The organism is Pseudomonas bubulae, from assembly GCF_900618535.1.
Lineage (GTDB): Bacteria > Pseudomonadota > Gammaproteobacteria > Pseudomonadales > Pseudomonadaceae > Aquipseudomonas > Aquipseudomonas bubulae.
In genome coordinates, this window is sequence record NZ_UYJA01000002.1 from 199,357 (window position 1) to 221,554 (window position 22,198).

Below are 22,198 nucleotides of genomic sequence, written 5' to 3' on the forward strand. Positions count from 1 at the left end.
CAGGTTTGGAACGCATCGCGGTAATTGACTTTGAGACCACCGGCATCTCCCCGAGCAGCACCTGCCGGGCCACTGAAATTGCCGTGGTGATTCTTGAGCGCGGTCGCATTGTCGAGCGTTATCAAAGCCTGATGAATGCCGGTGTGCGGGTGCCTGGGTTTATCGAGCAGTTGACCGGCATCAGCAACGCCATGTTGCGCACCGCGCCGTCGGCTGAGCAGGTGATGAACGAGGTCAACGAGTTCGTCGGCATTACCCCGTTGCTGGCGCACAATGCTGCGTTTGACCAAAAGTTCTGGGATTTTGAAATGGGCCGCATCAAGCGCACCCGTTTACAGAACTTCGCCTGTTCATTGTTGCTGGCGCGTCGCCTGATGCCTGCGGCGCCTAACCACAAGCTGGGCACGCTGACCACCTTTGCCGACTTGCCCCACACCGGCAAAGCTCACCGGGCCATGGCCGATGCGGAAATGGCGGCCAACTTGACGGCTCACCTGGCTGAGCAACTGCGCCAGAAGCACGGGTTACGTGAATTGAACCACGACCTGTTGTGCAGCTTGCAGAAAGTCCCGGCGGCGAAGATCAATGAGCATCTCAAGCGGTATCGCGGGTTTTAAAAGCGACCCTCTCCCTTTGGGAGAGGGCTATTTGATCTCCATCGAAAAGTGTACGGCCCCTTTTGGTGCGTTCTGTTACTTATTATTTCCCGGCGCCCTGTCTAAACTCTCCAGTCCCCTGCCTCTGCCCTTGAGCTGCCTTCATGCCTGCCGCACGTCGTTTTCCGCTACAACTGATCGGTGCTTTTTTTGCCTTGTACATCATTTGGGGCTCGACTTATCTGGCTATCCGCATCGGTATTGAGTCCTGGCCCCCGTTGATGATGGCTGGCGTGCGCTTCCTGATTGCGGGCAGCCTGATGTATGGCTTTATGCGCTGGCGCGGTGCCCCCGCACCCACTGCCGTGCAATGGCGTTCGGCAGCCATGATCGGCTTTCTGTTGCTGGCGTGCGGCAACGGCGGTGTGACCCTGGCCGAACACTCGGGCGTAGCTTCCGGCGTCGCCGCCCTGGCCGTAGCCACCGTGCCCCTGTTCACCCTGCTGTTTGGTTACTTCTGGGGCAACCGCAACACCCGCCTGGAATGGGCCGGGATTGTCCTGGGGCTGATCGGCATCGGCATGCTCAACCTGGGCTCCAACCTGCAGGCCAGTCCTATGGGCGCGGCGATGGTGATCTTTGCCGCCGCGGCCTGGGCCTTTGGTTCGGTGTGGAGCCGCCACTTGCCACTGCCAGCCGGGCCAATGGCCAGCGCTGCTGAAATGCTCACCGCCGGTGCCGTATTGCTGGCGGGCAGCCTGCTCAGTGGCGAGCGCATGACTCAAATGCCCACCGCTGCAGGCTGGGGTGCGCTGCTGTATCTGGTGTTCTTCGGCTCGATCATCGCCTTCAGCGCCTATATGTACCTGCTTAAGAATGTGCGTCCGGCGGCGGCCACCAGCTATGCCTACGTCAATCCGGCGGTGGCGGTCATGCTGGGGATTGCCTTTGCCGGCGAGAGCATCGGTTTTGAGGAGTGCCTGGCCATGGCGGTCATCATCAGTGCGGTGGTGTTGATCGGTTTGCCACAGTGGCGCAAGCAGAAACCGGCCTGAATTAGGGTAAACTGCGCGCCATTGCAACTTATGCACCCACGCGCTGACCTTTTTCGACGGTATCCCCATGACATTCGCCACCCTTGGCCTGATCGAACCCCTGCTGCGCGCCCTTGAGACGCTCGGCTACAAGACCCCAACCCCGGTTCAGGCCCAAGCGATTCCCGCAGTACTGGCTGGTCGCGACCTGATGGCTGCGGCCCAGACCGGTACCGGCAAAACTGGCGGTTTCGCTTTACCGTTGCTGCAGTCGCTGACCATGGAAGGCCCGAAAGTGGCCAGCAACTCGGTGCGTGCACTGGTGCTGGTGCCGACCCGCGAACTGGCCGAACAGGTTCACGAAAGCATCCGCCAGTACGCCGAACACCTGCCGTTGAGCACCTACGCGGTGTACGGCGGTGTCAGCATCAACCCGCAAATGATGAAAATGCGCAAAGGCGTTGATGTACTGGTGGCCACACCGGGCCGTCTGCTGGACCTCTATCGCCAGAAAGCGATCAAGTTCAACCAGCTGCAAACCCTGATCCTCGACGAAGCTGACCGCATGCTCGACCTGGGCTTCTCCGAAGAGCTGCGTGATATCTACCGCGCCTTGCCGAAAAAGCGTCAGACCCTGCTGTTCTCGGCGACCTTTTCTGACGCGATCCGCCTGTTGGCCGAGCAGATGCTCGACAACCCGCTGAGCATCGAAGTCAGCCCGCGCAACGTGGCGGCCAGCAGCGTCAAGCAGTGGGTCATCCCGGTCGACAAAAAGCGCAAGGCCGAGCTGTTTTTGCACTTGTTGCGCACCCAGCACTGGAAGCAGGTCCTGGTGTTCGCCAAGACCCGCAACGGTGTCGATGAATTGGTAGGCAAGCTGCAAGGTCTGGGGATCAACGCTGACGGTATTCATGGCGACAAGCCACAGGCCACGCGCCAACGGGCGCTGGACCGCTTCAAGGCCAGCGAAGTGCAGATTCTTGTGGCTACCGATGTGGCTGCCCGTGGCCTGGACATCGAAGACCTGCCGCTGGTGGTCAACTTCGACCTGCCCATCGTGGCCGAAGACTACATCCATCGCATTGGCCGTACCGGTCGTGCCGGTCAGAAAGGCGAGGCCATTTCCCTGGTCTGTGCTGATGAAGTAAACATGCTGTCGGCGATCGAGATGTTGACCCGTCAGACGTTGCCACGCCACGAAGAGCAGGATTTCGAGCCTGAGCACCGAGTGCCTGAAACTGATGCTTCGGGGCAGGTGATCAAAAAGCCGAAGAAGCCGAAAAAACCGAAAACCTCGGGCGGTGGCGGCAAGCGCAATCTGGGCAAATGGGTGGATAGCGGCGAAGCAGCACCTGCCGAGCCATCGGTAAAGCCGGTGCGCAAAGTGCCTGTATTCAACACCGGCCCGCGCAAGCGCAAGCCGTAAGCCCGGTCGAGGCTAAAAACTCCAACTGTGGGAGCGAGCCTGCTCGCGAACGGCCTTCGCGAGCAGGCTCGCTCCCACAGGGACGGTCAACGTTTAGCCTTCAACCAGCTTAATACCCCTAACCCTGCGGCACGACCACTGGCAAAACAGCCCGTGAGCAAGTAGCCGCCGGTGGGTGCTTCCCAATCCAGCATCTCGCCTGCACAAAACACGCCGGGTAATTGCCTGAGCATCAGATTTTCATCCACAGCCTCGAACCGCACGCCACCGGCGCTGCTGATGGCTTCGTCCAAGGGGCGGGCTTTTATCAGCTTCAACGGTAGCGCCTTGATGGCCTGAGCCAGTTGCGCCGGGTCATTGAAGCATTCTGCAGGCGCCAGCTCGCGCAACAGCGCCGCTTTTACCCCATCAATCCCCAGCTGGCTGTGCAAATGCTTGCTCATCGAGCGTGAGCCGCGGGGTTTGGCCAAGGCTACCTGGATTTTATCCACAGGCTTGCCCGGCAGCAGGTCGATCAGGATCGTCGCTTCACCCTGTTGATTGATCGCTTCACGAATCGGCGTCGACCAGGCGTAAATCAAGCTGCCTTCAATGCCTGTGGCGGTAATCACGCATTCGCCCAGGCGCGGCGTGCTGTGTTCCAGGGCAATGGCGATGTTTTTCAGCGGGGCGCCGGCGAACTTGCTGCGCAGCACCTCGCTCCAGCCCGCCACATCAAACCCGCAATTGCTCGGCTGCAAGGGGGCCAGGTCAACGCCGCGCTCAGCCAGCAAGGGCAACCAGGCACCGTCCGAGCCCAGTCGCGCCCAACTGCCACCGCCCAGGGCCAGTAGCACCGCGTCGGGGTTGAGCTGCTTTTGGCCTTCGGGACTGTCCACCAGCAACTGGCCATCGGCCTGCCAACCCAGCCAGCGGTGGCGGGTGTGGATAACTACACCGGACTCGCGCAGGCGCTTGAGCCATGCGCGCAGCAGCGGCGCGGCTTTCATATCGGTGGGGAACACCCGGCCGGAACTGCCGACAAAGGTTTCGATCCCCAACTCATGAATCCACTGGCACAACGCATCGGCATCGAAGGCGCGCAGCAACGGTGCCATCTGCGGTGCGCGTTCGGCGTAGCGCGACAGGAAAGCCGGGTAGGCTTCGGAATGGGTGATATTCATGCCGCCGACCCCGGCCAGCAGAAACTTGCGGCCCACCGACGGCATGCCATCGTAGAGATCGACCTTCATCCCAGCCTGACTCAACACTTCGGCGGCCATCAAACCGGCGGGGCCACCGCCAATAATGGCGACGTGACGGGAAGGGAGTGTGGAGGGTTCAGTCATGGCAGGGCTGCAAATCGGCGAAATAGGCCGGGCATTCTACCTGACTGGGCGGAGCAGATCCCCTGTAGCAGCAGCCTTCGTCCCTCGGCAGCTGCTACAGAGATAGCGATGGCTGTACGAAAAACATACAGCCCTCTGGAGGCCATGTTCTCTGTGCCCTGCAGGCGCTTTCACTCAGGTTATCCACAGGCAGTTCCACAGGCATTGTGGGTAAAATCACACCTCAGTGACAACCTGATGACAGCCAGACCTTCTGTGCACTGTGATGCAATATCCCGTGGCGGCGCGCCAGGGCCTTGCGATCCTTGCTGTATCCGCCGCCAATCACCCCGACCACCGGTATGTCGCGACCCAGGCAGTGGCGCATCACGCTCTCGTCACGGGCCGCCACACCTTCATCGGTGAGCTTCAAATAGCCCAGGGCGTCGTCTTTATGCACATCGACCCCGGCGTCATACAGCACCAGATCCGGTTGATACAACGGCAGCAGGTAATTGAGCGCCTCGTCCACCACTTGCAAATATTCAGCATCGCCCATACCCATAGGCAGGCCGATGTCCCAGTCGCTTTGCGCCTTGCGTGCCGGAAAGTTTTTTTCGCAGTGCAGGGAAACGGTAATGGCATCCGGCGTATGTTCAAGAATTCGCGCAGTACCGTCGCCCTGATGCACATCGCAGTCAAAAATCAGTACGCGGTTTACCCGGCCGCTTTCCAGCATATAGCGGCTGATGATCGCCAGATCGTTGAAGATGCAAAAACCCGCCGGGTGATCGTAGTGCGCGTGATGAGTGCCGCCCGCCAGATGGCAGGCCAGGCCGTGTTCAAGCGCCTGCTCGGCGGCCAGCAGAGATCCGCCCACGGCGCGAACGGTACGTCGCGCCAGTGCCTCGCTCCAGGGCAGGCCCAGGCGGCGTTGATCTTCGCGGGCCAGCTCGCCTGCCATATAGCGCTCGATATAGCTGCGGTCATGGGCCAGGGCGAGGATATCCACAGGGCATAATTCGGGACGCAGCAGCTCTGCATCAAGGGTCAGCCCGGAGTCGACCAGGTGATCGCGTAACAGGCGGAACTTATCCATAGGAAAACGATGCTCCGCTGGAAACTGCGGGCTGTAGTCATCGTGGTAAATCAGCGGCACTGGCATAGGGATTTTCGCGTCGTAACGAGCGCTGGATATTACCAGCGCTGTACACTCTCATCATATGTAAAGCCCGGTAACAAATCGGAGAGGACGGATGGAGCAGATCAAAGAGCTCGAAAGTGCCCGTTTGCACTTGCGCCCCTGGCGTGACACAGACTTGCCCGAGTTCGCTGCCATGTGCGCCGACCCTCAGGTGATGCGCTATTTTCCGGCGCCCCTGAGCCGCCTTGAAAGCGCCGCGCTGATTGGCCGGGTTCGTGGTCACTTTGCCGAATATGGCTACGGGGTATGGGCATTGGAGCGCAAGGACACCGGCGCCTTTATCGGCTTTACCGGGCTGATGAATGTGTCGTTCGAGGCGCCGTTTACCCCTGCCGTAGAAATCGCCTGGCGTCTGGCTCCCGAACACTGGGGCCTGGGTTACGCCAGTGAGGCGGCCTGGGCCGCGTTGCGCTGCGCCTTTGATCGCCTGGCCCTGGACCAGGTGGTGTCGTTTACCAGCGAGCTGAACCTGCCCTCGCAAAAAGTCATGCAGGCGATTGGCATGCAGCACGATGTCGACGGTGATTTTGAACACCCCTTGCTGCCCGCAGGCGACCCGCTCAGGCCCCATGTGCTGTACCGGATCACGCGGGCACAGTGGCTGGAAACCCTGCACGGCTAGGCGGTGTGTTTAGCGGCGCAAGCCGAAAATTTTGACCTGCGTAACGAAGATTACGACGGTAATGCTCTGTGTGAGGAGAATCTGAATGAGCCAAGTGTTGGATGATCTGGTCAATTTGCTGACCCTGGAACCGATCGAAGAGAACCTCTTTCGCGGCAGCAGTCAGGACTTGGGCTTTCGCCAGTTGTTCGGTGGTCAGGTGCTCGGTCAATCGCTGTCGGCCATGAGCCAGACGGTTGAAGACGCCCGCCACGTGCATTCCATGCACGGCTATTTCCTGCGCCCTGGTGATGCCGGTTTGCCCGTGGTGTATCAGGTTGATCGCGTGCGGGACGGCGGCAGCTTCAGCACGCGCCGGGTGACCGCGATCCAGAAGGGCCAGCCGATTTTTACCAGCAGCGCCTCGTTTCAGTACGACGAAGGCGGTTTTGAACATCAGACGACTATGCCCGACGTTGTGGGCCCTGAGAATCTGCCCTCGGAACTGGACATGATGCGCCTGCGTGCGCACCTGATCCCCGAGTCGATGCGGGAAAAACTGCTGTGCGCCAAGCCTATCGAGTTCCGCCCGGTGGTAGGAGAAGACCCGTTCAACCCCAAGGTTACTGATCCGATCAAGTACGTGTGGTTTCGCGCCGACGGCACCTTGCCCGATACCCCGGCGCTGCATAAGTACCTGCTGGCCTACGCCTCGGACTTCGGCTTGTTGACCACGTCCTTGCTGCCCCATGGCAAAGGGGTATGGCAAAACGATATGCAGGTCGCCAGCCTTGATCACGCACTGTGGTTCCATGCCGACCTGCGTGCCGATGACTGGTTGCTCTACGCCATGGACAGTCCATGGGCGGGCAATTCCCGTGGATTCTCCCGTGGCAGTGTCTACAACCGCGCTGGCCAACTGGTGGCTTCGGTCACGCAGGAAGGGTTGATCCGCCATCGCAAGGACTGGGCATGACACTCAAGGACGTCAAACACTGGGTTTTCGACATGGACGGCACCCTGACTGTTGCCGTGCATGACTTTGCCCTGATCCGCCGTGAGCTGGAGATCCCGGCGGATGCCGATATCCTCACTCATCTCAACGGCCTGCCCACCGAGGTGGCGGCGGCCAAACACGCCTGGCTGCTGGAGCATGAACGCGAGCTGGCACAGGCCTCCACCGCCGCGCCGGGCGCGGTTGAGCTGGTGCGCGACCTGGCGGCTCGTGGCTGTCGTCTGGGGATACTGACCCGAAATGCCCAGGAGCTGGCGCATATCACCCTCAAGGCCATTGGCCTGGGCGAATGCTTTGCGCCCGAGGATGTACTGGGCCGGGACAACGCGGCGCACAAACCCGACCCGGACGGCCTGCTGCAACTGGCGCGGGCATGGGATGTAGCAGCGGCGCACATGGTAATGGTGGGGGATTACTACTTTGACCTGGCGTGTGGTCGCGCGGCAGGCAGCAAAACCGTACTGGTCAATGTTCCTGAAAACCCGTGGCCGGAACTGACCGACTGGCATGCCAAAGACTGCTACGCGCTGCGCCGGTTGCTCGGTTAACGAAATACGCGTAGCAGCTGCCGAAGGAACGAGGCTGCGTTCGACGGCGAAGCCGTCGTAAATCCAGGCAGCGCGGTGAGTCAGTTAAACCGTGCACTCAGACTTCACGATCGCTTTGCAATCGAACGCAGCCTCGTTCCTTCGGCAGCTGCTACACAGGGTGCTCTTACTCGCCAAACAACGCCTTCTGACCTTCAGGCGAGGTAAACATCTGATCGCCGTTGTGCCCCACCCCGGGCACTTCAATCAACCGTTGATTGAGCCCTTGTGGATGGCGCTGGGTCAAATACTCAAAGTAGTTCTTGCCCCTTACCAGCCTGAACGCCCCCTGGGCCTCGGCTTCGCAGCCTTTATCAAGCGCCGGGTGGTTGGGGTCGATGTCCTTGGCGCCTAGCAGATAGGTAATGTCGCGCTCTATATAGGCCTGTTCCAACTGTCGGTGTTTTTGCCCATCTGCGTAGGCTGGCAGATCCTTGAGCCCGTATTTCCAGGTATTGAAGCCCGGGCAGTTTGCAGCATCAAAGGTCGGAATCGGTCGCTGTGCATTGAAGTAGGCATAAGAAGACGGGTTGGCCACTACATAGCGCACCTTGATCCCGTCTGCCTGCAAGGCCTTGTCGGCCTGGGCGGTCAGGGCATAGCGCTGCACCACTTGGGCGCCGCCGGAGTGCCCGGCAATCACCACCTCGCGCAAGGCCGGGAAGCGCTTGCGGTCATCAAGACGCTCAAGGATCTGATCCAGTGCCGCGTAGGAACTCAGTGCCTGTGGGCTCACAGCAGGGGCACCGGCCATCCAGTCATTGGCATGCCAGCGCAGCACATTGTCGGGCAAGGTATGGCGCGAGCCATCGCTTTCATTGAGAAACTGCGGTGCAATGACCAGGGTTGTGGACAGCTGCCCGGCCTGCGTCGCGGCTTGCTCGGCGCTGTGTAAATATGTCTGGGCGTTGCGCAGACGACCATGAATCACGATCAGTGCGCGTTGCACCTGAGGCAGTGGCTGTTTCCAGTCCTGACTCACCCCGACACTCAACTCGCCGGGGCCGATCTTGAGATGTTCGGGGCTGAGTTCTTTAACTCCGTGCTCGGCTGCTTGAACCACAGAGCAGGCCAGCATCAGGCCTATTAATGAAGCGATAGAGCGTATTCCCATTTAAAGCCTCGCTGCCGAGAAGGTATCGCACTGGTTGATATTGCCTTGGGCAAAACCGGTCTTGAACCACTTCACCCGTTGTGCCGATGTGCCGTGGGTAAAAGAGTCCGGCATCACACGGCCCTGGCTTTGCTGCTGCAAGCGATCATCGCCAATGGCATTGGCGGCGTTCAAGGCCGATTCTATATCGCCTGCTTCCAGCCAATTGTGACGTTTTTGCGCAAGGTTGGCCCACACCCCGGCCAGACAGTCGGCCTGCAGCTCCTGGCGCACCAGCAAGCCACCATCGCCTTCCATACGCTTGCCTTGTTGACGGGCCATCTGCATTTTCGACGACACACCCAGCAAGGTCTGCACATGATGGCCAACTTCGTGAGCGATCACATAAGCCTGGGCAAAATCGCCAGCAGCCTTGAAGCGTTGGGCCATTTCCTGGAAGAAACTCATATCCAGATAGACCTTTTGGTCGGCCGGGCAATAAAACGGCCCGCTGGCAGCTGTTGCAAAGCCGCAGGCCGAATTGATCTGGCCGCGAAACAGCACCAGGGTCGGGTCTTTATAGCTGCGTCCGGCTTGCTGAAACACTTGGCGCCAGGTGTCCTCTGTGTCACCCAGAATCGCCCGTACAAAATCGGCCTGCTCGTCATTGGCCGCCGGTGCGCGACCGGCTGGCTGGGTGACCTGAGGCGAAGACTGTTCGGTGAGCTGGCCGCTTAACTGTCCGAGGATCTGCATGGGGTCCTGCCCGGTCAACAAACCGATGCCAACAATCACCACCACGGCCATCAAACTCAGACCTTTGCCGCCGCCAAACCGCATCCCGCCACCACCACCGGTGCCTTGATCGCGTACGTCTTCGACATTATCGCTACGTCGACCTTTTTTCCAAAGCATGGGGGAGTCCTCTGATAAATCGTGTGTTCAAGTGTTGTTGCTGAGTCGGGACAATGCCAGCCCGGCTGTCAGACGTTTCTTGGGTGGGGGGCGAGTATGGCATTGCGCTAAAAAGACCTGAACGCCTTAATACAGTTCCGGGCATCGGGCTGAAGTGGTTGAATACGCCACGCCAATCCCCGCCCCGGAGTTGTTAGCCCTGTGAATATCGATACCCGTATCAAGTACCGCCACCTCGTATGCTTTTTGGAGATGGCGCGCCAGGGCAGCCTGGCGCGGGCGGCGGATGTGCTGGCGGTAAGCCAGCCGGCGATGTCAAAAACCCTCAAGGAGCTTGAGGAGTTACTGACGGTCAGCCTGTTTGTACGCAGTAAAAGCGGGGTCACCCTGACCGAGGCCGGGGTGGCCTTTCTGCGTTATGCGACACCTTCGGTGCAGGCCTTGCGTGAAGGTGTGAATGCTCTGCGGGGTGGCGAATACGTGGGCGGTATGGTGCGTCTGGGGGTGTTGTCGACGGTAGAAAGCCTGCTGATACCCGAGTTGGTGCAGCGCCTGCACGCCAGGCATTCGTCGCTGGTGGTGAGCGTCGTGACCGGGCCCAGCGCCTATCTGTTATCGCAGTTACGGGTAGGCGATGTCGATTTGGTAGTGGGGCGCATGACCGATAGCCCGGAAATTCAGGGTATGAATTTTGAGCATCTCTACAGCGAATCCATGACCCTGGTGGTGCGCGCAGATCACCCCTTGATCCGGGGACCGCTGGACCGCAGCCAGCTGGAAAATTACCCGCTGGTTTTGCCATTGGCCAACACCACCATTCGCACCTTTGCCGACAGCCTGTTTGTGCAGTGCGGCATCAGCCAGTCCCGCCAGCGCCTGGAAACCCTGTCGATCACCCTCAGCCGGCGTTATGTGCTGCGCAATGATGCGGTGTGGATCGCCCCGCTGGATGCCGTGCGCCTGGACCTGGCCAGTGGCGAGCTGCAAGAAATCGACCTGGGCCAGCGTGAGCCGGGCGGTTCGATCGGTATTTGCAGCAACGCCCATGTGCCGATGTCGGTGGCAGCGCAAGGGTGTGTCGAGGTTTTGCGTGAATTGGGCCAAGCTTACGGCGAAGGCATTTATCCATAACCATTTAGTTATGGATAGGCCTGGCCTTTTCAATAGTCGTTACGCCCCTGTTGGTTAAAACTGGCGCCCAGCCTTTATAAAAACAACAGGAGATCGACATGTCTGATGCAGACAGCCGGCGCTTTATCATCCGTGACCGCAACTGGCACCCCAAAGCTCTGACCCCTGACTACAAGACTTCCATTGCCCGTTCCCCGCGTCAGGCGCTGGTGAGCATCCCGCAATCGGTGAGTGAGACCAGCGGGCCTGACTTTTCCCACCTTAAGTTCGGCAAGTTCGACAACGACTTGCTGCTGAATTTCAATAATGGCGGTTTGCCGATAGGCGAGCGGATCATCCTGGCAGGTCGCGTGCGCGATCAATATGGCAAGCCGATTCCTCATACCTTGGTGGAAATCTGGCAGGCCAACGCAGGCGGTCGATATCGTCACAAGAACGACCGCTACCTGGCGCCGCTGGACCCAAACTTCGGCGGCGTAGGCCGCACCTTGACCGACAGTGAAGGTTATTACAGCTTTCGCACTGTCAAGCCAGGGCCCTACCCGTGGCGCAACGGGCCAAACGACTGGCGCCCGGCGCATATCCACGTTTCCATCAGTGGCCCCTCGATTGCCACGCGCCTGATTACCCAGCTGTACTTCGAAGGTGATCCGATGATCCCCATGTGCCCGATCGTCAAATCGATTACCAACGCCGATGCCGTGCAGAGCCTGATTGCCCGGTTGGACATGGGCGCGGCCAATCCGATGGATTGTCTGGCCTATCGTTTTGACATTGTGCTGCGCGGTCAGCGCCAGACTCACTTCGAAAACTGCTGAGGAGCCCCGTCATGCCTATCGAACTGCTACCGGAAACCCCATCGCAAACTGCTGGTCCCTACGTGCATATCGGCCTGGCGCTGGCTGCGGCCGGCAACCCGTCGCGTCCAGAGGAAATCTGGAGCGAAATGGCCAGACCCGATGCTGCGGGCGAGCATATTGTGCTGTTTGGCAACGTTTATGACGGTAATGGCCACCTGGTGCGCGACTCTTTTCTGGAGCTTTGGCAAGCCGACCATAAAGGGGTCTATGACGAAAACTTCGACTCGGAAAAAGCCTTCAACAGCTTTGGTCGCACCGCCACCACCTTCGATGCGGGTGAGTGGACACTCAATACTATCAAGCCGGGCGTGGTGAACAACGCAGCTGGCGTGCCGATGGCGCCGCATATCAACGTGTCGCTGTTTGCCCGGGGTATCAACATCCATTTGCAGACGCGGCTGTACTTTAGCGATGAGCCAGAAGCCAATGCCAAGTGCCCGGTGCTTAACCTGATCGAACAGCCGCAACGGCGTGAAACCCTGATCGCCCAGCGTTGCGAAGTAAATGGCAAAACGGCCTATCGGTTTGACATCCGCATTCAGGGCGAAGGCGAGACGGTGTTCTTCGACTTTTAAAAGGATATGAGGCAAATGCAAAATCTGTAGCAGCTGCCTCGTTCCTTCGGCAGCTGCTACGGGAATTATGTGCGGCTGCGCCGCTGCTGCCACGCCGCCGCCAACCCGCTGGCACAGATAATCGCAATACCGACCCGGCTGGCCAGATCTGGTGTGTGGTCAAATAGCAACCAGCCCAATATCCCCGAGAATACGATCTGGCAGTAACTGAATGGCGCCAGCAATGCCGGTGCAGCAACGCGAAACGATTGGGTCAGCAGCAAGTGCGCAGTCATGCCCAGGCTGCCCAAAGCCAGCATTTGCAGGCCGTGGGTCAGGGTTGGCGTTTGCCAGAAAAAAGGCACCAGCGCACTCATCACCAGCACATTGAACAGCCCGGCAAAAAAGTTGCTGGTGGTAGGGCTGTCGTACGCGCTGAGTTTGCGCGTGAGGATTTGATAGCAGCTAAAGCACAACGCCGCCGCCATCGGCAATAACACCGCTGGGGTAAACAGTTCGCCACCCGGGTGGATGATGATGACCACGCCGATAAAGCCGCACACCACCGCCAACCATTGCCCCCGCGTGACCGTCTCGCCCAGCAGCGGCCCGGATAAGGCCGCCACCAGCAGCGGTGCCAGAAAGTTGACCGCGGTATTTTCAGCCAGCGGGATAAACAGCAAGCCATAGGTGAAGAACAGGCCCGAGCCCAGCAGGCAGATAGCCCGCAACACCTGAAGCAAAGGCCGTTTGCTGCGTAGTACACGCAACCCCGACTGCGGCAGAAAGATCCCTGCCATCAATACGGTATGCACCAGGTAACGTGCCCACACCACCATCACCACCGGGTAAAAACCACTGAGGTACTTGGACAGCGCATCGTGGCTGGAGAACAGCGCTGTGGCCGTCACAATCAGCAAGATGCCCTTCAAGGGTTGGTTCACCCCCGAAAGGGGTGTGGGTAATGTCATCGAATACCTCGGTGTTCTATGCGCTAAACCTGCGGGATTTTTCGCGGTGCCATGAAGTACATCCACACTAACGCAATGAAGTACATCGCTGGAATCATGGTGAACAGCAAGGTGTAATTATTGTTGGTGACCGTCAGCACATAGCCCACGAACTGGGTCATAAACATCCCGCCGATCGCAGCGCACATGCCGCCAAAGCCGAACACGGTGCCCATCATATGTTTGGGCGTGTAGTCCATCACCATGCTCCACACGTTGGCCGTCCAGGCCTGGTGCGCACCTAGGGCCAGGGCAATGGCGCCCACGGCGACCCACAGCTGGCTGGAGCCTGCGGCCATGACCACGCCGATGATGCTGATGGCACACAACAGCATCGACACCAGGCGCGCCTTGACTGCCGCCATGCCGCGTTTGATCAGAACCGATGACAGGATCCCGCCGCCCACACTGCCGAAATCGGCAGTGATGTAGATGATGATCAGCGGGATGCCCATTTGCGTCACGCTGATGCCCAGGTTGTATTGCTGGTTCAGGAACGGCGGCAGCCAGTACAGGTAGAACCAGAACACCGGTGCCGTCATGGCGTAGGACAAGGCGAATGCCCATGTGCCGCGCATCTTGAGGATGGTGCCGAACGAGACGGTGGTTTGCTCAGGCTCTTTCTCTTGTTGGATGTAGTCCAGCTCGGCCTTGGTGACGGTCGGGTGCTCTTCCGGGTTGTAGTACTTCAAACCCCAGAAGATCAGCCAGATACCGCCCAAGGCTGCCATGCACAAAAAGGCCGCCTGCCAGCCCCACACATGCAGTACCAGCGGCAACATCATCGGCGTGAACATGGCGCCTACGTTGGTGCCGGCGTTGAAGATGCCGCTGGCCACGGCGCGCTCGCTGGCCGGGAACCACAGGCGCGTGGTTTTTACGCAGGCCGGGTAATTGGCGGCTTCAGTGATGCCGAGGATAAAGCGGCAGATCATAAAGCCCACCGCCGAAGTGGCCAGGCCATGGGCGCCGGTGGCCAGGCTCCACAGCAACACGGCGCAGAAGAACACGCGCTTGACCCCGACACGGTCGATCAGTCGGCCTTGCAGCACGAAGCCGATGGCGTAGCCCACCTGAAACCAGAAGTTGATGTTGGCGTAATCCATCGCCGTCCAGCTCATCTCCTTGGCCAGGATCGGTTGCATTACGCCCAGGGCAGCACGGTCGATAAAGTTGAGGGTGGTGGCGAAAAACACCAGTGCGAGCATGCCCCAACGGGTTTTGCCAGTCGCCAGGGTGCCGCGAATCTTGTCACCGATTCCTGCGTTTGGAGCATGGGCAGAAGTGGTGCGTGCAGTCGGAGAAGGGACCATGGATGTTTACCCGTTTCTTGGAATTTTTATGTGGTGTTGCACAACAAGTGACGCAGGGAGTACGGGCTTGATGGTGGCGAGTGGACAAAAAGTCGTCAATTCAAGATAGGCCATATTGTTCGATAATCGCACGCAAAACTAACCGGTTGGTACAGATTGGTTGCTCAATAATAGGGCGCCCTTAATAATCAAGCCATTAAGAAATGCCGTCGCCTGCAGGCTGCGCCAATCCTGGGAGTTATAAATGAAGCGTTCGATCGCCACGGTTTCCTTGAGCGGCACCCTGCCGGAAAAGCTCGATGCCATTGCGGCGGCAGGTTTTGACGGGGTCGAAATTTTTGAAAACGACCTGCTGTATTATGACGGCAGCCCCCGAGAGGTGCGTCAGATATGTACCGATCTGGGGTTGGAAATAAGCCTGTTTCAGCCGTTTCGTGATTTTGAAGGCTGCCGCCGCGATCGTTTGGCCCGCAACCTCGACCGCGCCGAACGCAAGTTTGACCTGATGCAGGAGCTGGGCACCGATCTGGTGCTGGTGTGCAGCAATGCCGCAACGGATTCGGTGGGTGACCGGCAGATTCTGCTCGATGACCTGAGCCTGCTCGCCGAGCGCGCCGGGGCGCGCAATCTGCGTATTGGTTACGAAGCCCTGGCCTGGGGCCGTCATGTCAACACCTGGCAACAGGTCTGGGACCTGGTGCGCGAGGTCGATCACCCCAACCTCGGCGTATTGCTCGACAGCTTCCACACCCTGTCCCTCAAGGGTGACCCGAGTGGCATTGCGCAGATTCCCGGTGACAAAATCTTCTTTGTACAGATGGCAGACGCCCCGATTCTGGCGATGGATGTGCTGGAGTGGAGCCGTCACTTCCGCTGTTTCCCGGGGCAGGGCGAGTTCGATCTGCCAGGCTTCCTGGCACCGATCATACAAAGTGGCTACACCGGGCCGCTGTCGCTGGAGATCTTCAACGACGGTTTTCGCGCCGCTCCGCCCCGCGCCAATGCGGCCGATGGCTTGCGTTCGTTGCTGTATCTGGAAGAGAAAACCCGCGAGCGGCTTGCCCTGCAAAATGCCCCGGTCGCTACCTTGGAGCCATTGTTCGCCCCGCCCGCTGCCAGCCCGTACGACGGCATCGAGTTTCTCGAATTTGCCGTGGATGAAAGCCAGGGCGCGCAACTGACCCACTGGCTCGAGCGACTGGGTTTCAGCAAGGCCGGGCAGCACCGCTCAAAAAATGTGAGCTTGCTGCGCCAGGGTGATATCAACCTGATCCTCAACGCCGAACCCTATTCTTTTGCCCATAACTTTTTTGAGGCCCACGGTCCATCTTTATGTGCCACTGCCATTCGGGTGCAAGACAGTGCCAGCGCACTGGCCCGTGCCGTGGCCTACAAGGGGCAGCCTTATCGCGGGCTGGTCGGCCCTAACGAACTGGAGCTGGCGGCAGTGCGTGCGCCCGATGGCAGCCTGATTTATCTGGTGGACAAAGACGCTACCGGCAAGCCGTTGTATGAATCTGACTTCAACCTCACGTCAGCCCCATCACCCCAGGGCGGCCTTAAACGCATCGATCATATGGCGATGGCATTACCCGCCGACAGCCTCGACAGCTGGGTACTGTTCTATAAGAGCCTGCTGGATTTCGAAGCCGATGACGAAGTGGTGCTCCCCGACCCCTATGGTCTGGTAAAGAGCCGCGCGCTGCGTAGCCGTTGCAGCTCGATTCGCTTGCCGCTGAACATTTCCGAAAACAGAAACACCGCGATCTCACATGCTCTGTCGAGTTATCGCGGCTCGGGTGTGCACCATATCGCCTTTGAGTGTGACGACCTGTTCGCCGAAGTCAGTCGCGCCAAAGCCGCAGGCGTGCCGCTGCTGGATATCCCGCTCAATTATTACGACGACCTGGCTGCACGCTTCGATTTCGATGACGAATTCCTGAGCAAACTGGCCTATTTCAACGTGCTGTATGACCGCGATGCCCAGGGTGGCGAGCTGTTTCATGTGTACACCGAGGCGTTTGAAGGGCGGTTTTTCTTCGAGCTGCTGCAACGCAAAAATGGCTATGCCGGGTATGGCGCGGCGAACGTTGCGGTGCGCCTGGCGGCGATGGCCAAGTCACGCAGTGGTGCGGTGCGTCAGGCAAAGTTGTAGGGCGACTTCCTTCATGGGGCGGGGCGCCCCATAATCCCGGGCACTCCAACCTGGCCGTGAGCCTTAAATGACCAATACTCCAGAAGTCGATACCGGCGCCACGGCACCGCTAGTCGAACCGCGCAAAAGCCGTAAGAACAACCCTGAAAAGACCCGGGAAAATATCCTGCAAGAAGCCATTGTCGAGTTCGTCGAACAAGGCCTGGCGGGGGCGCGGGTGGATGCGATTGCCGAGCGCACTAAAACCTCCAAGCGCATGATCTATTACTACTTCACCAGCAAGGAGCAACTCTACGTCGAGGTGCTGGAGAAGTTGTACGGCGAAATCCGCAGCATCGAAAGCTGCTTGAATCTGGATCAGCTTGAGCCGGTTCTGGCGATTCAACGACTGGTGGAATTCACCTTCGACCACCACGACATGAATGCGGATTTTGTGCGTATCGTCAGCATCGAAAATATCCACAAGGGCGAGTACATCAAGCGCTCCGAAGGCATCAAGGCCATGAACGACACGATCGTGCAGGCACTTGAAAACATCCTGCAGCGCGGGGTTGAACAACGGGTGTTCCGTGCCGGGCTCAACCCGCTGGATGTGCATTTGCTGGTCAGCTCATTCTGTTTTTACCGCGTATCAAATCGCTACACCCTGGGTGAAATTTTCCAGGTCGACTTCTCTGATCTGCAGGTCAAGCAGCGTCAGCGCGACATGATGTGTGATGCCGTATTGCGCTATTTGCAGGCGTGAACAGGCGGCACACTTTGTACTAATGAAACACAATACCAATTGAAAATCATTCTCGACAAAAAGTAAGATAGCGGCCCCTTTCCTTCATGCTCAGGGAGTCGGTTTGTTGGATACGGATCTCAAGGGCTTGTTCCTCAAGCATGCCAGTACCCTGCGCGGGTATCTGGCGCGCAAGGTACGAGACCCACAGCTGGCCGCGGACCTGGTGCAGGAAAGTTTTCTGCGCATGGCCGAGCGTGACCGCAAAGAGCACATCGACAACTCCCCCGGTTACCTCTATCGCATTGCTGGCAACCTGCTGGTCGATCACATTCGTCAGGAAACCCGGCGCAAGACCGATACGGTCCCCCATGAAGCACTGGCCGAAATCGAAGACGAAATGGCAGGGCTGGAGGCCCAGGCGATGGCTGAACAACAGCGCATGGCTCTAAAGCAGGCATTGTCCGAATTGCCCGAACGCACCCAGGAAATCTTCCGTCTCAACCGCATCGAGGGCATGACCCATGCTCAAGTTGCGCGCCATCTTGAAATTTCCGACAGCTCAGTGCAGAAGCATCTGTCGAAAGCTTTGGCTTACGTCATGCAGCGTCTACAAGAGCCCGAGAAATAACTTTCAAATATGTGGATGAACGGCTTACTGAGTTTTAGCCGGCGAGACGTCACTGCTTATATATAACGAGAAATAGAGATTCACACCTGATGAGCCAAGGCCCCGAACAGCAGAGCATTACTGAAGCGGCCGCCGAGTGGGCGGTGCGTCTGCACGCGGGTGCGTTGAGCGAGGAGGCGCAGGCGCAGCTGGAGCAGTGGCTGGCGGCCGATAAGCGCCATCCAGAGGCCTTGCGCTTTGCCGAGCAGACCTGGGCAGCGCTGGGGGATTTGGCGCTGGAGCCGCGGCCTGTTGCCCATCGCCAGCGACCAGCAGAAGCCCGACCCGCGCCTGTGAGCCGACGTCGACGGCCGTTGCGCTGGGCCGGACGTGCTGCAGTGCTGTCGTTGGTAGTCGCAGTTGGCTGGTTTAGCGGCCCGACGATACTGATACAGATGCAGGCCGACTACCGCACAGGTGCGGGAGAAATCCGCACGGTTCAGCTCGACGACGGCAGCTCGGTACAGCTGGATGCCTCCAGTGCCATCAGCATCGACTACGACACTGGCGAGCGGCGTATCAGCCTGCTGGCGGGTTCGGCGGTGTTTGACGTGGCGCCCATGGACGAAGCCGAAACCCGGCCTTTTGTGGTGCAAAGTGCGGGCGGGCGTACCCGAGCGCTGGGCACGCAATTTGTGGTGGGCCGCGAAAGCCGCGATCAGGCCTGGGTCGGCGTGTTGCAACACAGCGTTGCCGTGAGCCTGCAAACGCCGCCGGCCCAAGGCGCAGCGCAGCAAACCCTTGAGGAGGGCCAGAGCGCCCGCTACAGCGCAGCGCAGGGTGTAGAAAAACTGCCCGGTTTCGACTTGAGCGCAGCCACCAGCTGGCGCCGTGGTGTGCTGGTATTTGACCGCCAGCCATTGGGCCATGTGATCGAGCAGCTCAACCGCTATCGCCCCGGCCAGATCATCTTGGCCAACCCGGCCCTGGCCAGTCGACAGGTCAGCGGCGTATTCCGCCTCGAAATGCTCGACAGCGCCCTGCACACCCTTACCCAGGAGTTGCAGGTGCAGCGCGTCGAACTGGCGGGCGTGAGCCTGGTGTATTGAGCCACCACAAAGCTCTGCAGCGCTTTTTGAAAATTAATCGCAAAAACCTTTACTGACTTTTCCCCCATCTTACGTCTTGCTATTGAGATTCATTCGCAAAGCAGCTCGTAAGCCTGGGGAAAATAAAAATGATGGGTAGTCAGCGCAAAGGGGTGCAATCCGCAAGTCGGTTAGCCTTTGCAGTTCATGTCGGGATTGTCGCCCTGTTGGCGGCGCAAATGCCGGTGCAGGCCGCAGAAAAAGTCAGCAGCGCCGTTCAGCAAGAATTTATCGCCTTCCATATTCCGGCCCAGCCGCTGGACAAGGCCGTGCTGATCTTCGCCGAACAGGCGGGCCTGCAAGTGCTGTTTGACAGCCAGATGCTGCGCGGCCTGAGCTCCGTGGCGCTGAATGGCGACCTTGGCGTGCAGGAAGGCCTGGCGCGCTTGCTGGGCAACAACCCGGTGGAATATCGCTTTACCGGCGAACGGCAGATCACCCTGACCCGCGTCAGCGGCGAACACAACGGCGCCCTGGCCCTGGGCACCACCTCGGTGACGGCCAGTGAGGGTAATACGGCGGATTGGGTTTATCAGACGCCTGAAGGGGTGTCCGTGATTACCAGCGAGCAAATCAACAAGCGCGCCCCCCGCCACACAGCCGACATGCTCGAAGAAACCCCCGGTGTCTACACCGCAGTAGACCAACGCGACCCAGGCTTGTCGGCCAATATCCGGGGTCTTCAGGACTATGGCCGGGTCAACATGAACGTTGATGGCATGCGCCAGGACTTCAGCGTCAATGGTCACCAGCATCGCAACGGCGTGATGCTGATCGATCCGCAGATGATCTCAAGTATTGAAATTGATAAAGGCACTCAGTCGGGCATGGGCGGTGCTGCAGTACTCGGGGGGATCGCCACCTTTAAAACCATCGAAGCCAGTGATTTTTTGAAAAATGGCAAAGAGTTCGGCGGACGTATCCGGGCAGGTAGCGGTATCGGTGAATTGGGCAACGGTACTTATTTCAACGGTGGTGGAGTGTTCGCCATTGGAAACGACATTGGCGATGCCTTGTTTGCCTACAGTGAACGACACTTCGGCAACTACCGTAGTGGCCGGCAAAACGCTGACAACCTGGGGGATGAAATCCGCGTCAAAAAAACTCGCCGCGAAGCCTGGAACAACTGGCTGAACAATGAGGTGGGGGATGCAGGCAGTGTGACGCGCTCGCAGATGGTCAAGTTCGGCCTCAACCTGCCCAATGATCAGCGTGTACAACTGAGCTATCTGAATACCGACAGCGACAGCAATGATTCATGGACCTACGCGATCAACAACGAGACGGACTATGACTACGTCCGCCATAGCAAGAACAATCTGGGCACCGCCAACTTCGGGCTGGACTACAGCTTTAATCCCGACAACGAACTGATCGATTTCAAGGCCAAGCTGTATTACGTCACCACTGAACTGGTGCGTTCCAACGCCGGGCACCAGACAAGCGAAGTAAGGAACAACTACGACCCGTACAAGGACTATTTCCGTACCGATACCTGGGGGCTGCAAGGCGAGAACACCTCACGCTTCAACTTCGATACCTACGGTCTTTTGACCTGGAATTATGGCCTGGAGATGTACCAGGACACCTTCAAGCCAAAGAGCAATAAAGTTGCGGCCTTGAGTGAAGCGGTAAAACCTTATGTTGATGGTGCCGACCCTTCTGGCAAACGCACTATGGCCAGCCTGTTCAGCAATCTGGAGTACAACTACAACGACTGGCTGACCCTCAATGGTGGCTTGCGCTATGACCGTTATCGTCTTGAAGGCAAGACGGGGATGACGCTGTATCGTCAAGAAATCATTCGGTATGAGAATGGTGTGCCGGTGGTTAATCTGGATCCGGCAAAGCGTGTCGAAGATACCTACGACCTGGACGAAGAGAGCGGCCAGTTTTCACCGACGTTCGGTCTTGCGATCAAGCCGGGTGTGGACTGGCTTCAGTTGTATGCACGTTGGGGCAAGGGATGGCGCCCACCGGCGGTGACCGAAGTATTGATGACGGGGCGGCCTCATGGCGGCAATGCCCCTGAACGGGTGTTCCCAAACCCCTTTCTCAAGGCAGAGGAATCCAGAGACTGGGAAGTCGGCTTCAATATATTTAAAGAGTCGTTATTTTTTAATAATGACCGTCTGGGTATGAAGGTTTCTTATTTTGATAACCGAATCAAGAACTTTACGTTTATGCAGTACGGTATCGCGCTGCCTGAAGCATCAAATAATTTTGGTGATCTGGCATACGTTAATAACTTGAATGATACCCGTTTTAGGGGGCTTGAGTATCAGCTCAACTATGATATGGGGCGTGCGTATACCAATTTAAGCTACACCCATATGATTGGTGCTAACGATTTTTGTGCAAATGATCACTATCTTGGGGGCGCCAAAAAAGCCGGAAAAATCCTGAAGAGTTATTTGGAGCGTTATGTAAAGCCGGATGGGACAATGGGCTTTAGAAAAGTGAGCGAGTATGAGTACCTGGATGATGATAAAAGCAACAGCTACGTCGCGTGCGGCGGGATCATGGGCAGCGCGGCGCATATGCCCGCAGACCGGGGATCTTTAACCGTTGGTGCACGCTTTCTGGAGCGACGCCTGGACACGGGTATTCGTTTGCGCTATAGCCGCGGTAACGGTGCCGATATGAATGCCCATAACTATTACAGTATCGAGCAAGCGACCTGGCCTAAGTACAGTGTGTATGACCTGTATGCCAGTTACTGGCCCACTAATGATGTGAACCTCACGTTAGTGCTGGAGAACGCCACTGATGAGGCATATTTCGTTGCCATGGGCGATGCCAATAACTTGAGTTTGGCTCGGGGTCGTACATTGAGCGGAATGCTCGAATACAAATTTTAAAAAACAGCGATTCTGTCGTTGTTAAAGATTTTGCTCGTATTGAGCAAAAGCACG

At 58.3% G+C, this 22,198-nt stretch carries 20 protein-coding genes; 14 read left to right on the plus strand and 6 right to left on the minus strand.

Annotation, left to right across the window (positions count from 1 at the left end):
* Positions 1 to 5: 5 nt before the first annotated feature.
* The 3 genes from PPTH39_RS07575 to PPTH39_RS07585 all read left to right on the plus strand — a co-directional run bounded on the left by PPTH39_RS07575 (position 6) and on the right by PPTH39_RS07585 (position 3,056).
* Positions 6 to 617, plus strand: a complete 612-nt coding sequence (locus tag PPTH39_RS07575; RefSeq protein ID WP_095018408.1) for a 3'-5' exonuclease — start codon at positions 6 to 8, stop codon at positions 615 to 617.
* A 143-nt stretch (positions 618 to 760) separates the two neighbouring features.
* A complete protein-coding gene (gene yedA, locus PPTH39_RS07580) occupies positions 761 to 1,651 on the plus strand; it encodes a drug/metabolite exporter YedA (protein ID WP_094999398.1) in 891 nt (296 codons plus the stop codon).
* Positions 1,652 to 1,718: 67 nt separating this feature from the next.
* The gene (locus PPTH39_RS07585; protein ID WP_094999397.1) at positions 1,719 to 3,056 is read left to right on the plus strand and encodes a DEAD/DEAH box helicase; all 1,338 of its coding nucleotides are present in this window, start codon (positions 1,719 to 1,721) and stop codon (positions 3,054 to 3,056) included.
* Positions 3,057 to 3,142: 86 nt separating this feature from the next.
* Here the strand turns inward: PPTH39_RS07585 and PPTH39_RS07590 are convergent, their stop codons facing one another.
* Positions 3,143 to 4,384 (minus strand): TIGR03862 family flavoprotein, encoded by a 1,242-nt coding sequence (locus PPTH39_RS07590; protein ID WP_130871828.1) that lies wholly within the window; start codon positions 4,382 to 4,384, stop codon positions 3,143 to 3,145.
* A gap of 223 nt (positions 4,385 to 4,607) precedes the next feature.
* Complete coding sequence (locus PPTH39_RS07595) at positions 4,608 to 5,528, minus strand: histone deacetylase family protein (RefSeq protein ID WP_095018406.1); 921 nt, start codon at positions 5,526 to 5,528, stop codon at positions 4,608 to 4,610.
* Positions 5,529 to 5,619: 91 nt separating this feature from the next.
* Here PPTH39_RS07595 and PPTH39_RS07600 point away from each other — a divergent pair, with 91 nt between their 5' ends.
* The 3 genes from PPTH39_RS07600 to PPTH39_RS07610 all read left to right on the plus strand — a co-directional run bounded on the left by PPTH39_RS07600 (position 5,620) and on the right by PPTH39_RS07610 (position 7,731).
* Positions 5,620 to 6,189, plus strand: coding sequence for a GNAT family N-acetyltransferase (locus PPTH39_RS07600; RefSeq protein ID WP_095031771.1), 570 nt, complete (start codon positions 5,620 to 5,622; stop codon positions 6,187 to 6,189).
* An 85-nt stretch (positions 6,190 to 6,274) separates the two neighbouring features.
* Positions 6,275 to 7,144 (plus strand): acyl-CoA thioesterase II, encoded by an 870-nt coding sequence (gene tesB, locus PPTH39_RS07605; protein ID WP_094999393.1) that lies wholly within the window; start codon positions 6,275 to 6,277, stop codon positions 7,142 to 7,144.
* Positions 7,141 to 7,731, plus strand: a complete 591-nt coding sequence (locus PPTH39_RS07610; RefSeq protein ID WP_130871829.1) for an HAD family hydrolase — start codon at positions 7,141 to 7,143, stop codon at positions 7,729 to 7,731. The genes tesB and PPTH39_RS07610 overlap by 4 nt, the downstream gene beginning before the upstream one ends.
* Positions 7,732 to 7,897: 166 nt before the next feature.
* On the opposite strand, the gene PPTH39_RS07615 is transcribed toward PPTH39_RS07610, so the two are convergent.
* Both PPTH39_RS07615 and ypfJ read right to left on the minus strand, forming a co-directional pair.
* Complete coding sequence (locus tag PPTH39_RS07615) at positions 7,898 to 8,884, minus strand: alpha/beta fold hydrolase (protein ID WP_130871830.1); 987 nt, start codon at positions 8,882 to 8,884, stop codon at positions 7,898 to 7,900.
* Positions 8,885 to 9,778 carry a KPN_02809 family neutral zinc metallopeptidase gene (gene ypfJ, locus PPTH39_RS07620; protein WP_094999390.1) on the minus strand — a complete coding sequence of 298 codons (894 nt, stop codon included), beginning with the start codon at positions 9,776 to 9,778 and terminating at the stop codon, positions 8,885 to 8,887.
* 201 nt (positions 9,779 to 9,979) lie between these two features.
* On the opposite strand from ypfJ, the gene pcaQ reads away from it, so the two are divergent.
* From pcaQ to pcaG, 3 genes are all read left to right on the plus strand, one after another.
* Positions 9,980 to 10,909, plus strand: a complete 930-nt coding sequence (pcaQ, locus tag PPTH39_RS07625) for a pca operon transcription factor PcaQ (protein WP_095024975.1) — start codon at positions 9,980 to 9,982, stop codon at positions 10,907 to 10,909.
* A gap of 98 nt (positions 10,910 to 11,007) precedes the next feature.
* Positions 11,008 to 11,727 carry a protocatechuate 3,4-dioxygenase subunit beta gene (pcaH, locus tag PPTH39_RS07630; RefSeq protein ID WP_016779340.1) on the plus strand — a complete coding sequence of 240 codons (720 nt, stop codon included), beginning with the start codon at positions 11,008 to 11,010 and terminating at the stop codon, positions 11,725 to 11,727.
* An 11-nt stretch (positions 11,728 to 11,738) separates the two neighbouring features.
* Entirely contained in the window at positions 11,739 to 12,344 is a 606-nt protein-coding gene (pcaG, locus tag PPTH39_RS07635; protein WP_094999387.1) for a protocatechuate 3,4-dioxygenase subunit alpha, read from the plus strand.
* 65 nt (positions 12,345 to 12,409) lie between these two features.
* Here the strand turns inward: pcaG and PPTH39_RS07640 are convergent, their stop codons facing one another.
* Entirely contained in the window at positions 12,410 to 13,294 is an 885-nt protein-coding gene (locus tag PPTH39_RS07640) for a DMT family transporter (protein WP_094999386.1), read from the minus strand.
* A gap of 23 nt (positions 13,295 to 13,317) precedes the next feature.
* Positions 13,318 to 14,646, minus strand: a complete 1,329-nt coding sequence (locus PPTH39_RS07645) for an MFS transporter (protein WP_094999385.1) — start codon at positions 14,644 to 14,646, stop codon at positions 13,318 to 13,320.
* A 244-nt stretch (positions 14,647 to 14,890) separates the two neighbouring features.
* Here PPTH39_RS07645 and quiC point away from each other — a divergent pair, with 244 nt between their 5' ends.
* The 5 genes from quiC to PPTH39_RS07670 all read left to right on the plus strand — a co-directional run bounded on the left by quiC (position 14,891) and on the right by PPTH39_RS07670 (position 22,144).
* Positions 14,891 to 16,801, plus strand: coding sequence for a 3-dehydroshikimate dehydratase QuiC (gene quiC, locus PPTH39_RS07650; RefSeq protein WP_095021299.1), 1,911 nt, complete (start codon positions 14,891 to 14,893; stop codon positions 16,799 to 16,801).
* A gap of 67 nt (positions 16,802 to 16,868) precedes the next feature.
* Complete coding sequence (locus PPTH39_RS07655) at positions 16,869 to 17,546, plus strand: TetR/AcrR family transcriptional regulator (protein WP_095039262.1); 678 nt, start codon at positions 16,869 to 16,871, stop codon at positions 17,544 to 17,546.
* Between the two features lie 103 nt (positions 17,547 to 17,649).
* Positions 17,650 to 18,156 carry an RNA polymerase sigma factor gene (locus tag PPTH39_RS07660; RefSeq protein WP_095018398.1) on the plus strand — a complete coding sequence of 169 codons (507 nt, stop codon included), beginning with the start codon at positions 17,650 to 17,652 and terminating at the stop codon, positions 18,154 to 18,156.
* A gap of 89 nt (positions 18,157 to 18,245) precedes the next feature.
* Entirely contained in the window at positions 18,246 to 19,244 is a 999-nt protein-coding gene (locus PPTH39_RS07665; protein WP_095023435.1) for a FecR family protein, read from the plus strand.
* Between the two features lie 128 nt (positions 19,245 to 19,372).
* Entirely contained in the window at positions 19,373 to 22,144 is a 2,772-nt protein-coding gene (locus tag PPTH39_RS07670) for a TonB-dependent receptor (RefSeq protein ID WP_130871831.1), read from the plus strand.
* Positions 22,145 to 22,198: the final 54 nt, after the last annotated feature.